Origin of the sequence: Ensifer sp. Root954, from assembly GCF_001429005.1 — a bacterium.
GTDB classification, from domain to species: Bacteria; Pseudomonadota; Alphaproteobacteria; order Rhizobiales; family Rhizobiaceae; genus Ensifer; species Ensifer adhaerens.
Genome location: NZ_LMJM01000027.1, coordinates 348,214 through 361,340 on the forward strand (window position 1 = coordinate 348,214; position 13,127 = coordinate 361,340).

General features: G+C 63.1%; 10 protein-coding genes. 3 read left to right on the forward strand and 7 right to left on the reverse strand.

The features are described 5' to 3' along the window. Positions 1-3 precede the first annotated feature (3 nt). From ASE71_RS23570 to ASE71_RS35915, 5 genes are all read right to left on the reverse strand, one after another. Positions 4-1,512, reverse strand: coding sequence for a DEAD/DEAH box helicase (locus ASE71_RS23570; RefSeq protein ID WP_034794369.1), 1,509 nt, complete (start codon positions 1,510-1,512; stop codon positions 4-6). A gap of 185 nt (positions 1,513-1,697) precedes the next feature. Next, positions 1,698-3,032, reverse strand: a complete 1,335-nt coding sequence (locus ASE71_RS23575) for a M23 family metallopeptidase (protein ID WP_060520758.1) — start codon at positions 3,030-3,032, stop codon at positions 1,698-1,700. Between the two features lie 104 nt (positions 3,033-3,136). Then, on the reverse strand, positions 3,137-3,964 hold the full coding sequence (locus ASE71_RS23580; RefSeq protein ID WP_034794364.1) for a ferritin-like domain-containing protein: 828 nt from the start codon (positions 3,962-3,964) through the stop codon (positions 3,137-3,139). 8 nt (positions 3,965-3,972) lie between these two features. Continuing rightward, complete coding sequence (locus ASE71_RS23585; protein WP_060520759.1) at positions 3,973-4,440, reverse strand: peroxiredoxin; 468 nt, start codon at positions 4,438-4,440, stop codon at positions 3,973-3,975. 55 nt (positions 4,441-4,495) lie between these two features. Continuing rightward, a complete protein-coding gene (locus ASE71_RS35915; protein ID WP_143034188.1) occupies positions 4,496-4,723 on the reverse strand; it encodes a hypothetical protein in 228 nt (75 codons plus the stop codon). Positions 4,724-4,851: 128 nt separating this feature from the next. Between ASE71_RS35915 and ASE71_RS23590 the strand changes: the two genes are divergently transcribed. Continuing rightward, a complete protein-coding gene (locus ASE71_RS23590; protein WP_060520760.1) occupies positions 4,852-8,244 on the forward strand; it encodes a DUF3971 domain-containing protein in 3,393 nt (1,130 codons plus the stop codon). Positions 8,245-8,394: 150 nt separating this feature from the next. On the opposite strand, the gene tyrS is transcribed toward ASE71_RS23590, so the two are convergent. After that, a complete protein-coding gene (tyrS, locus tag ASE71_RS23595) occupies positions 8,395-9,648 on the reverse strand; it encodes a tyrosine--tRNA ligase (protein ID WP_034794357.1) in 1,254 nt (417 codons plus the stop codon). Between the two features lie 100 nt (positions 9,649-9,748). On the opposite strand from tyrS, the gene ASE71_RS23600 reads away from it, so the two are divergent. Next, positions 9,749-10,870, forward strand: coding sequence for an anhydro-N-acetylmuramic acid kinase (locus ASE71_RS23600; RefSeq protein ID WP_060520761.1), 1,122 nt, complete (start codon positions 9,749-9,751; stop codon positions 10,868-10,870). A gap of 140 nt (positions 10,871-11,010) precedes the next feature. Then, the gene (locus ASE71_RS23605; protein ID WP_060520762.1) at positions 11,011-12,210 is read left to right on the forward strand and encodes a sensor domain-containing diguanylate cyclase; all 1,200 of its coding nucleotides are present in this window, start codon (positions 11,011-11,013) and stop codon (positions 12,208-12,210) included. Positions 12,211-12,221: 11 nt separating this feature from the next. Here the strand turns inward: ASE71_RS23605 and ASE71_RS23610 are convergent, their stop codons facing one another. Continuing rightward, on the reverse strand, positions 12,222-13,040 hold the full coding sequence (locus ASE71_RS23610; protein WP_060520763.1) for an alpha/beta fold hydrolase: 819 nt from the start codon (positions 13,038-13,040) through the stop codon (positions 12,222-12,224). Positions 13,041-13,127: the final 87 nt, after the last annotated feature.

Here is a 13,127-nt window from a genome sequence, read left to right on the forward strand (position 1 = left end):
GGATCAGGCCTTGCCGGCAATCAGCATGAAGGCAGGGATTTCGTCGCCGAAGCCGACGGGCGTCGGGCCGTCGTCATAGTCGCGGCGGTGACGGTTGCGGCGGTCGCGATTGTCGTCGTTGGCAGGGTTCGATGCACGCACCGGACGATCGCCACGGTTGTTCTGTGCCTGCTTGTTCTCTGCGCTGCGTGCCGGTTTCACCGATTCCGCCCTTTCCACGACTGTTTCAATTTCGGCCTCACTATCGGCGCGCACGGTATCGGATTTATGATCGGAACGGGCCTTGGAGCCGCGATCCCCATCTTTTTTCCGGTCCTTGCGGCCATCACGACCGCGTTCACGGCGGCCGGTATCGTGGCTTTCCATCGGCTCAGGCAGATTGGAAAGGTCGCCGTTCAGCCATTCGACCTTCTGGCCGATCAGCTTTTCGATGGCGTCGGAGAATTTCGTGTCGCGCTTGGTCACCAGCGTGAAGGACGCGCCCGAGCGGCCGGCACGGCCGGTACGGCCGATGCGGTGGACGTAGTCTTCCGCATGGATCGGAACGTCGAAGTTGAAGACGTGGCTGACATCAGGGATATCGAGGCCGCGGGCCGCAACGTCGGAGGCGACGAGCAGCTTGATGTTGCCGTCCTTGAAGTTGGCCAGCATCGTCATGCGCGACCGCTGGTCCATGTCGCCATGGAGCGCACCGACGGAGAAGCCGTGGCGGTCGAGCGAACGGAAGAGGTCGGCGACATCCTTCTTGCGATTGCAGAAGATGATCGCGTTCTTCAGTTCGTCCTGGGCGCGAATCAGATCACGCAGTACCGCGCGCTTCTCGTAATCCTTGGCATGCGCTGCAACGAAGCGCTGCGTCACCGTCTGAGCCGTGGAAGCCGGGCGGGCGACTTCGACGCGCTCCGGGTTCTGCAGGAAGCGGTCGGCAAGCTTCTGGATTTCCGGCGGCATCGTCGCCGAGAAGAACAACGTCTGGCGCGTGAACGGGATCAGCTTGGCGATGCGCTCGATATCGGGAATGAAGCCCATGTCGAGCATACGGTCGGCCTCGTCGATGACCAGGATTTCCACGCCGCTCATCAGCAGCTTGCCGCGCTCGAAGTGGTCGAGCAGGCGGCCGGGCGTGCAGATCAGCACATCAGCGCCACGCTCAAGCTTGCGGTCCTGCTCGTCGAAGGACACGCCGCCGATCAGAAGCGCGATGTTGAGTTTGTGGTTCTTGCCGTACTTGTCGAAGTTCTCTGCGACCTGTGCGGCGAGTTCGCGCGTCGGCTCCAGAATGAGCGTACGCGGCATGCGCGCGCGGGCGCGGCCCTTTTCGAGCAGCGTCAGCATCGGCAGCACGAACGAAGCGGTCTTGCCCGTGCCCGTCTGGGCGATGCCCAGAATATCACGACGCTGCAGCGCCGGCGGGATAGCGCCTGTCTGGATCGGGGTCGGGATTGTGTAGCCCGCATCGGTGACAGCGGAGAGAACTTTTTGGCTCAGGCCAAGGTCAGCAAAATTGGTCAAAGGGAAATCTGTTTCCGTTCCGGTTCAATAGAACACTGATCGATCGATGGAAAACGCACGAGCACGTGGCCGCGCTCTTAAGCTGAACGCCGCCGAAAGTCAAGAAATCCAGCACGTTGAAGCAGTAAAAGGTAAATAGTGGCGAATCTGTCGCATTTCTTGTCAAGCGGAACCACGCGGCAGCGTCAGTTCATATAGCTCGCAAGCTTGGTGCTCGCATCCAGAAACCGCATGGGGTCCACGGCATTGCCGTTCAGCCGGATTTCATAGTGCAGGTGCGGACCGGTGGAGCGCCCGGTGTTGCCGGACTTGGCAATGACTTCGCCAGCCTTCACCCGGTCGCCGGCTTTCACCAGCACGGTGGAAAGGTGGGCGTAGCGCGTCGCGACACCATTGCCGTGGTCGATCTCGACCATGTTTCCATAGCCGCCCGTCAACCCTGCATTGGTCACCGTTCCAGGCGCTGCCGAGCGGATGCGCGTGCCGACCGTTGCGCGAAAGTCGATGCCGGCATGCAGCGCCAGACGCCCGAGAAACGGATCAAGCCGGTTACCGAAATCGCTGGTGATGTCGCTGGCCGGCGAGGGGTTGCCGAAGGGCAGCTTGCGGACCTCGGCGCGCGTGCGGTCGAGCTCCAGGAGTGCGGTATCGAGCGCGGCAAGCGAACGGCCAAAATCGTCATCGTTCACAGGCTCGACGAAGGGACCGCCGATCGCCGAGTCGGCCGAGCCGGATATGTCGTTGGCCGGAATCAACTCGGCGACATCGTCAACGGGCAGGTCGACACCGGTGCGCCCGACGATCGAGCGAATCGCATCCGACGTCTTCGCCGCACCGTCCGTCAGTCGCTGGACCCGTGTCATCTGCTCGCGCTCGACATCCTTCAGCGAGAGCGTCACTTTTGAGAAAATCCGGTCGGCGCGGTCGGAACTTGATTCGCCCGCATCGGGTGCTGCATAGGCGAGGGCGGGGACAGCCGCAGCACTGACCGGCGCAACGGTCAGTCCCATCAGCTTCTCGATCGCCTTGACACTGCCGCTGCTGCTCGCATCGGCGCGTTTTTCATAGGCAAGCGGCTCGACGGCCGCAGGCGCATCGGTTGCGGTCGTGACGCCGGAATTTTCGGCCCTTTCGACCAGGGCGCCGAGCTTTCCGTTGCGCGAGGTCAGCGCCATCTGCTGGCGCAGCAGCTTCTCGACCTTTTCCTCGACCACCTGCTGGTCGAGCAGTTGCCGGCTGGTGACCCGATCGACCTGCGCCCTCAGCGCGGTGATCCGATCCTCGTATTCATGCTGCATGCGGGCCTGGCGGGCAATCGTGCCGCCGATCAGGTCGTCGCGCAAAACCAGATAGGAAGTGGCCGCGAGATAGCCGATGCTGCAGACGCCTGCAAAGGAGACAGCGATCGCCGCCATCCACGGGCGCACGGTCATGTGCCGGACCTTGTCGCCGCTGGCCAGGATCAGGACGTGATTCTGCTTGCGTTTTCCAAAGGTACGATTTGCCTGATGTCCAGACACCCGTTCTCTCCCGCCATGTGCGCGTTGCCTCGCATCACCTGGGGATCATTACACTTTGTTAGGGTTAACAATCGGTAAGCAAGATTGCGGGAAGGTGATGTCCGCTATCGATTGGTCGAAGCGGTCATCGAGCGGTAGAACGACGGCGTCAGGCCGGCCTCGGCGCGGGCGATATCGTTGAACGGCGCCTTCAGGGGACCGCGGAAATTGGCGCGCACCAGCTGCTGGAAGGTCGCTGCCGGGTCCTTCTTCTCGCGGGCGCAGAGGAAGCGGAACCATTTGGCGCCAACGGCGACGTGGCCCTTCTCGTCCTCGTAGATGACGTCGAGCACGGCCGCACTCTCGAAGTCGCCGGTTTCGCGCATCTTGGCCTGAAGCGCTGGCGTCACGTCGAGACCGCGCGCTTCGAGAATGAGCGGCACGACGGCGAGCCGCGCCGTCAGGTCGTTGCGCGTATCGTGCGCCGCCTGCCAGAGGCCGTCATGGGCAGGCAGGTCGCCATAGTCGGCGCCGAGGTCGTTCAGGCGCTGGCGGACCATGCGGAAGTGCTTCGCCTCTTCGAAGGCGACACGCATCCAGCCGTCGAAGAAGGAATTGGGCACCGGCTCGGTTGCAAAGCGGGCGACGATATCAAGGGCGAGATCGACGGCGTTCAATTCGATATGGGCGATGGAGTGCAGAAGTGCGATTCGGCCCTTCAGCGAACCGAGAGACCGGCGCTTGACCTGCGTCGGTGGCGTCAGCACCGGCTTGTCCGGTCGGCCCGGGCGCACCGGCACCGGCCGGTCGAGCGGCGAGCGCAGCGACAGCGTGCGGCGCTGCCAGCGCCGGGCGGCTTCCTGCGCGAGCGCCGTCTTGACCTCGAGGTCGGCGGCGCGGATCGCTTCGACTGCACCGCCCCGCAGGCTGTGGAACACGGGCAACTCGGTCATCGGCGCCCTCAGATCGCCTTTGCGGCGTCAAGGACCTCGCGGGCGTGGCCGTCCACCTTCACCTTTTCCCAAACCCTGACGACGACGCCGTCGGCGCCGATCAGGAAGGTGCTGCGCTCGACACCCATGTACTTGCGCCCGTACATCATCTTCTCGACCCAGACGCCATAGGCTTCGACGACCGATTTCTCCTCGTCGGCAGCGAGCGGCACCGTCAGGTTGTGCTTCTTGGCGAAGCGGTCGTGCTTCTTCACTGAATCGGGCGAAAGCCCGATCAGGGCAATGCCGGCTGCGGCGAATTCGTCGGCAAGTTCCGAAAACGAGATCGCCTCAAGCGTGCAGGCCTGCGTATCGTCCTTCGGATAGAAGAACAGAACAACCGGGCGCCCGCGCAGGGCCGAGAGCGAAATCGTACCGCCGCCGTCACGCGGCAGGGTGAAGTCGGGAGCGACATCTCCGGGAGCGGGTCTTGCCATGATTAAACCTTCCTTCCGCCAAGTTTTGCAGACAATCGCGCGCTACTGCATGTTTTCATTGGTCTTTGCCGACCAGAGGGCAAAACGTGCAGTGCTCAAGGTAGTCGAGCGACATTTGCGCGCCACAAGGCGCGCGGCGCTCTTGGGCATAGCGAAAATCGTCGACTGCCGTCCAGCGCATTTGTGCTAGATTCGACAGGTTTCGGACGGCATGGGCCGCTACGAAACGTTGCAGTCGCCTGCGCGCGCGAATTCCATCGCAGGTGGTCGCTTTCCACAGCATGGTCCCGCGTCCCTTGGTGACTCGGCACGATGACATGTGGTCTACAAGAAGCGAGAAGTGGTCGCCCCGAAATGACAGAGACGGAGGGCGACGACGAAGCTCGTATCGTATGGAGGACGCCCGCGCTGATGAGTGAGATCCGCGGCGAAAAAGTCGGCTTTCGCAAGAAAGACATCGTCGCGTTGCATGCGTTGCCTTCGGCGCAGGCGCACGAACCCATGATCGTGCACGCGCCGCGCAAGAACAAAGCCGCGCGCTTCTGTGCCAAGATCGCACTGCTGACATCGCTGCTCGCGCTTTCCATCGCGGCGATCCTCATTGTCGTCATCGAAAGCGGGGTGATGGACAGCACGCTTAACGCGCGCGCCCGCACCGCACTCAATGCAGCGCTCGGCGATGCCTACCGCGTAGAGGTCGGCAGCACTGTGGTGCGCATGACCGCGAGCGGCGCGATTGCGCTCAGAGCCCGCGAAGTGGCGCTCAGCGAAGCGTCCTCAGGCCAGCCGGTCGCCAAGCTCCGCGCGATCTCGATCGCGCTCGACCCGCTGGCGTTGATGACCGGACGCATCGCCGTCTCCAACCTCGAAGCGGAAGGCGGCGATTTCGATTCCGGGTTGCTGCCGCGCGGCGAACCGCTCGATCTCACCAAGATCCGCATTGCCGACGTTGGCGATACGCTGGAGGCAATCTTCTCCCACGTCGACCGCATATCGCAGATGGCGGCCGGCCGCGGCAGCCAGAAGGTCACGCTGTCGGATTTCAGCTTCTCCGTCATCGGCTCCCGCGATCGCGTCGTGCCCGTCGTCGCCAACGCGCTCGAGTTCAACCGTGACGCCGGCGGCTCGATGAGCGTCAAGGGCAGCGTCACCGTCGACGGGGTGGACGTCGATCTCAGCGCCGACGCCCTTGGCGACAAGGGGCACATGACCGGCTTCGAAGCGTCGATCACCAATCTGCCGCTCGCACCGTTCTTCTACCACGGTAAAGTCGGCTCGGAGCCGCCCTTCGGCGTCGTCGCATCGGCCGGGCTGTCGCTGAAGGCGACGCGGGCCGCCGGCAATGCGAAACCGGATCTGCGCGTGACAGTGCGCACGTCCAAGGGCGAGTTCCACGCAGGCAACCTCGTCTCGACGCTCAACGCCTCGCAAATGGACGTCGCCTATGACTTCGAGCGCTCGTCCGTCGAAATTCTGCCGTCGGCCGTCAAGATCGGCCGTTCGACCTTTCCGTTTACCGGGGCGATTATCGACCTCGACAAGATTGCCGGCGCAACGGAGAAGGGGTTTGCCATCGACCTCCTGCTTAAGAACGCAAGCTCCGCCCCGGAAGACGTCGCCGACGCGCCGCTGATCTTCGATGCCAAGGCAAATGGCCGGTTTGTGTCGGACAAGCGCCAACTGATCTTCGACCAGCTCGCCGTGTCGACCCCGCTCGGTTCGATGTTCGGATCGCTTTCCGTCGCCTTCGGCAAGACATCACCGCAGATCAGCTTCGCCTCGGTCAGCGATCGCATGGAGGCGACCGCCGTCAAGCAATTGTGGCCGTGGTGGTTGGCCAAGGGCGCGCGGCGCTGGGCGATCGCCAACCTCTTCGGCGGCACGGTCACCAATGCCCGCATCGAAGTATCGGTCGCCGAGGGGCGGATCGCCACCAACGAAGGCGAGCTCAAGCTCAACGAGCAGGAGCTCAATATCAACTTCGATATCGACGACACGCGCATCAACATCACCGGCGAGATACCCCCGCTGCGCGACACCTCCGGCAAGTTCAAGCTGAGCGGCCAGCGCATGACAGCCGAGATCGAGAAGGGGACTGCCTTCTTCCCGTCTGGACGCGCGGTCGCGCTCAACGGCGGCGACTTCATCCTTCCCGACGTCTACACGAAACCACTGATGGCGGAGATGAAGATCGAGGTTGGCGGCGATGCCGATGCGATCGCCGAGCTCGTGAGCTACAAGCCGATTCAGGCGCTGCAAAAGACCCCGCTGCTGCCGGAAGATTTCAGCGGTCCTCTGTCGGCCGTCGTGGGCGCCCGTTTCGGCCTGATCTCGGATCAGAAGCCGCCGAAGCCGCTCTATCAGGTACAGATGCAGCTCGATAAGGTCACGGTCCAGAAGGCCATGTTCGGGCGCGCCGTAGAGGATCTCGTCGGCACATTTCGGGTCGATAACCAGCAGGCGGTCCTCGATGCGGATGCCCGTATCGAAGGCGCGAAGGTCAAGGTCGCGCTGACGGAACCGGTCGATTCCGGTTCGACCGTCAAGCGTTCGCGCGAGATTTCGGGCTCGCTGGAGCAGGGTGTCTGGCAGAAACTGATACCTGGGCTTTCTCGGATCGTTTCCGGACCGATCACGATCGACGTTGCAATCGACGAGGCGAGCCGGCAGACGGCAGAGATCGACCTCACGAAAGCCCAGCTCTCGCTTCCCTGGATCGGCTGGAGCAAGGGCGTCGGGATTCCGGCCGAGGCGCAGTTCACGTCCTCGATGGACGGCAAGATCGCAACAATCAGCAATTTCGCGGTTGCCGGCGACGGCTTTGGTGCGCGCGGCAAGCTGCAGATCGACGATGGCGGTCTGCTCTCGGCGGATCTCGACAATGTCCGCCTGGCGCAGGGCGACGACTTCAAGGTCTCCATCGACCGCACCAGGGGCGGCTACACGGCGTCGCTCAGCGGCGCTGCAGCCGATATCAGGCCGATCCTGGCGCAATTGAAGACCGGAAGCGACCAGAACCAGGGTGGTGGCGACGACATTGCCATCAAGGCCCAGCTCGATCGCGTCACCGGTTTCAATGGCGAATCGCTCTCGAACGTCAATCTGGTCTACGGCGAGCGCGGACGTCAGATCGAGGACGTCAACCTCTCGGCCGTGACGAGCAGCGGTCAGGCGCTGGTTGCCCGGCTCGCCAAGGCCGGTGCCGACAACACGCTAGAGCTGACCACGGGCGATGCCGGCGCGCTGGCGCGGTTTGCCGACATCTACCAGAACATGCGCGGCGGCCTGCTCAATCTCAAACTGCGTGACCGTGGCGGGCGCTCCTGGCGCGGCAGCGTCGATATCCGAAAGTTCCAGCTGGTCGGCGAGCAGCGCCTGCAATCGATGGTGTCGACGCCCACCGGTGCCGACGGCCGAAGCCTGAACCAGGCCGTGCGCCGTGACATCGACGTCAGCTCGGCCCGCTTCGAACGCGGCTTCGCGCAACTGGCGCTCGATCGCGGCGCGATTCGCGTCGAAGGCGGTGTACTGCGCGGCACCGATGTCGGCGCGACCTTCCAGGGAACGGTGCGCGACAACAATGGCATCATGGACATGACTGGCACTTTCATGCCGGCCTATGGGCTGAACCGCATCTTCGGCGAACTGCCGCTGATCGGCGTGCTGCTCGGCAACGGCCGCGACCGCGGCCTGCTCGGCATCACCTTCAAGCTCAACGGCCCGTTCAACCAGCCGAAGCTGACGATCAATCCTTTGTCGATCATCGCGCCGGGCGTCTTCCGCAGCATCTTCGAGTTCCAATGAAGAAGGCCGACGCACTGCATGTCCTTAAATCGTCGCCGATTTAAGGACAAAACATGCAGCACTTCAAAGTTCTACAGCGACCTTTGCGCGTCTTAACAGACGCGCGACGCTGTCGGGCCGGCCCTTCAAATTCTTGAGTGGCGCTCCGGTTCAGGCCGGGCGCACCAGAATGTGCTTCTTCTTGCCGAGCGACAGCTTGACGACATTGTCGGCGGTCACGTCGCCGGTGCCGATGATCCGACGCTCGTCGCTGACGGCCTCGTCGTTGATCCTGACGGCACCGCCCTGGACATGGCGACGAGCCTCGCCGTTGGAAGCGGCAAGACCGGCGCGTACGATCAGCGTTAGCAGGCCGAGGCCGGCTTCAAGCTCAGCAGTCGGGATCTCGACCGAGGGCAGGTCGGCGGCGAGCGCGCCTTCCTCGAAAGTCTTCCGAGCGGTCTCCGCCGCCTGCTCGGCGGCCGGTCGGCCGTGCAGCATGGCGGTGATCTCGGTTGCCAGGATCTTCTTGACCTCGTTGATCTCAGAGCCGCCAAGCTCGGAGAGCCGATCGATCTCGGCCATAGGCAGGGTCGTGTAGAGCTTCAGGAAGCGGGTGACGTCCGCATCCTCGGTGTTGCGCCAGTACTGCCAGAAGTCATAGGCCGACAGCATGTCCGGGTTCAGCCAGATGGCGCCGTTGACCGACTTGCCCATCTTTGCGCCCGACGAGGTGGTCAGAAGCGGCGAGGTCAGGGCATAGAGCTGCTCGGTGCCCATGCGGTGGCCGAGGTCGATGCCGTTGATGATGTTGCCCCACTGGTCCGAGCCGCCCATCTGCAGGCGGCAGCCGGTGCGCTTGTGCAGCTCGACGAAGTCGTAGGCCTGCAGGATCATGTAGTTGAATTCGAGGAAGGACAGCGACTGCTCGCGATCAAGCCGCGTCTTGACGCTGTCGAAGGACAGCATGCGGTTGACCGAGAAATGACGGCCGACGTCGCGCAGGAATTCGAGGTAGTTGATGCCGAGCAGCCAGTCGGCGTTGTTGATCATCAACGCGTCCTTGGGGCCTTCGCCATAGCTGAGGTAGTTGGAGAACACCGTCTTGATGCTGGCGATGTTGGCGTCGATCGTCGCCGGCGTCATCAGCTGGCGAGCCTCGTCCTTGAAGGACGGGTCGCCGACCATGCCGGTGCCGCCGCCCATCAGCGAGATCGGCCGGTGGCCGGTCGCCTGCATCCAGTGCAGCATCATGATCTGGATCAGGCCGCCGGCATGCAGGCTCGGCGCCGTCGGGTCGAAGCCGATATAGGCCGTCACGGTTTCCTTCCGGAACAGTTCGTCCAGGCCAGTCTCGTCGGAGATCTGGTGGATGAAGCCACGCTCGCTGAGGGTGTGAAGGAAATCGGACTTGAAACCGGACATGATCTGTCTCTCTTGCGGGGGGAGTTTTTGAACGAACGGGCGTTTAGCACTGTTTTTGCGCATAATCACTTCAAAAGTGATTCTGGAAATATTGACCCGCATGACACAGACAAGAACCGCAATCGGCCTGATGAGTGGCACGAGCATGGACGGCATCGACGTGGCCCTGTTGCGAACCGACGGGGAGACCGTCGTCGAGCGCGGACCATCCGCCAGCTTTCCCTATGACGCGCGATTTCGGGATCGCTTGAAGCAGGGACTGGTTGAAGCGAAGGCGATCACGCAACGTGACCAAAGGCCGGGCGCCCTTGATGCGCTTGAGCGCGACCTGACGCTGCGACACGCAGAAGCGGTTAGGACCTTCCTCAAACAGAACAACCTGTCGGCGGCTGATATCGACGTGCTCGGCTTTCACGGACAGACCGTGCTGCACCGCCCGGACGAGGCCCTGACGGTGCAGATCGGCGACGGCGCGCTCCTTGCCGGAGAAACGGGCATCGATGTCGTCTACGACATGCGCGCCAACGACATGGAACATGGAGGGCAGGGCGCGCCGCTGATCCCCGCCTACCACGCGGCACTGGCGCGAGGCGCGGCCGGCCTTCCAGCACCGGTTGTCTTCGTCAACATCGGCGGCATTTCCAACCTGACCTTCATTGGCGAAGGCGAGACGCTCATTGCCTATGACAGCGGTCCCGGCAACACGCTGATCGACCAGTGGGTCGAAGCGCATGCCGGCATTCCCTTCGACCAGGGCGGCATGATCGCCAGCGAGGGAACGGTGCTGCCGGCGCTTGCCGAACGCTATCTCACCAATGCCTTCTTCACCGCGGCCACGCGCCGCTCGCTGGACCGGAACGATTTTGCACCACCGGCCGGAAGCGATGCCGGCCTTGCCGACGGCGCACGTACGCTTGCCCATGTCACGGCGGCAGCGATCATCAAATCGGCGGGGCACTTGCCACAGCGGCCAGTCACCTATGTCGTCTGCGGCGGCGGCCGGCTCAATCCGGTGATCATGCGTGACCTCGCTTCGCTTGCCGAAGTAGAGGGCGCGACAGTGCTTGCGGCGGAGGCGGTGGGCTTCAACGGCGATTCGATGGAGGCCGAGGCCTGGGCCTACCTCGCCGTGCGTGCCTTGCGAGGCCTGCCGCTTACCTATCCGGGAACGACGGGCGTGCGGCAACCGGTCAGCGGCGGCCGGCGCGCGGCAAGAACTTGAAGTTGATCTCGCGTTTCGCCATAAGTCCGTCATCCCAACGGATTAATCAAATTTTCGCAACAGCGAATTAGGATCTCAGCCGCTGCCACTGGAGGTGGTGAGGAGCGGCTTGGTGCCGCACGAGGGTTTCGGGTTCGTCGATGGGTGGTGCGATTTCTCTGCTGGCCGTGAATTTCATCATCGCGCAGATCTTCACGGCCGCATTTCTCATCATTGCCACAAAGAGCCGGCAGCGGCGTGCGGCGCTCTGGTGCGCTGCCGGATTTGCCGTCGCCTCGCTTGCAGCCGTCTGCGAAACGATCGTTCCCTTTTCCTCGACCCCGCGGCTCTTTGCCGTCAGCGCCTTTGCCTGCGTGCTCGGCGGCTTCTGTCTTCTGCGTTTTGGCCTTGGCCTTTTCTACCAGGTGCCGGTGCGCCTGCCGTTGCTCTGCGCCTTCTTCGTTGCCGGCGTTTCCCTGGACCTGGCGATCTACGACCTGCCGAGAGGTACCTGGGAGCATGCGCTCCCGTACCAGGCGCCCTTTGTCGTGATCCAGGCGTGGACGGCATCGGTCGTCCTTCGCTCCGGCCGCCGCACCTTCTTTGACTGGCTGTTGTTCGGCCTGCTGGCGCTCTCGGCCGTCTACTACCTCGTAAAGATCTATGCCGCGGTCGTCGCAGGCTCGGGCGTAACGGCCCAGGACTATGTTTCCAGCCCGTTTGCGCTCATCTCGCAGGCGCTCGGTGCGATCCTCATCGTCGGCGCCGGCCTTGCCATGCTCGGCGTGATGGTCAAGGAGATTGTCGACGACGCGCAGGCGCGCTCGGAAATCGACCTGCTCTCCGGCCTCTACAATCGCCGTGGCTTCATCGAACGGGTCATGCCGCTCCTGCACGCCCGCACCACCCAGACGCCGGGAACAGTCATTCTCGCCGATCTCGATCGCTTCAAGTTGGTCAACGACACCTATGGCCACCTCACGGGCGACGAAGTCATTCGCCGATTCGCCCGGGTGCTGATGGACGTGATGCCCAACCGCGCCGTCGCCGGCCGTCTCGGCGGCGAAGAGTTCGCGGTGTTTCTGCCCTGCACGGACCTGTCGGAAGCACGCGTCGTCGCCCATGGCATGCGTGCGGCGATCATGTCCCAGCAAATCGGCGGCCTTCCGGAAGCAGCAAGGGTGACGGCAAGCTTCGGCGTCACGGCCGTCGGCATCGGCGAGGCGCTCGATCCGGTGATACAGCGCGCCGACGAGGCGCTCTATACGGCCAAGGCCAACGGTCGCAACCGTGTCGAATGTGCCGAAGCACCGACCACGGTCGTCAACCCAAGCGTTCCACACTGGATCGGGCGGTCATAGACGACCGGCGTCTAGGCGATGCATTTCTCTCGGAGAAACCGGAGGATGTCTTCGGTGAACTGGTGCGCGTTCTGCAGTATCGAAAAATGGCTGACTTCAGGCTGGATCAACAGGCCGGCCCCCGGAATGTTGTCGGCGATGAACAGCGTGTCGTCCCGTTTGATGGCTTCCTCATGGTCGCCATCCACCACCCAGACAGGGACCCGGATTTTCTGGAGGTCGCCGGCCGTGATGTTCGGCTGCGAAGTCCACATCGCCATCATCTCGTCGAAGAAGCGCTTAAATCCCCCTGGCGTCGACGACAGCAGGGCGTACTCTTCGCCCGTTCGCGCGACATAGGCGTTGAAGACAACGCTCTTGGTAAAATCGTGTGTTCCGGATGGATTGCTGTTTGCCCCGAAGGAAAAGACACCGGCTATGAGATCGGGATGCCGCATCGCCAGCAGGAGCCCGATAATCGCGCCGTCGCTCCAGCCGACGATGACCGCCTTTGGCAACGTCAGGTGAGCCATCAGTGCCATGACATCGCCTGCCATGAGTTCATAGCTCATGCTCCCACCACCTCGGGAGCTGCGTCCGTGCCCCCGGCTGTCCATCACGATGACCTGACAGGTTTTGGCGAGCTCCGTGACCTGAAGCCCCCAATAGTCGGAATTGCCGAGCCCGCCATGTAGCAAAATGACGGGAGCACCCGAACCATACACCGCGTGCCAGATCCTGGCGTCCGCGAGCTCGACAACACCCTCACGTCCGCCAGCCGGAAGCTGCGGAGTGGCGGGCAGGGTTAGCCACCTCGGCTCGCACGCCGACATATTCGACACCTGCGACATGGCTCCCTCCCGTGAATGCTGCTCGGCTCTGCCCCACCCAGACAGCCTAGACTTGCACTATACGCCGATCACACGGCGCTGAAACTC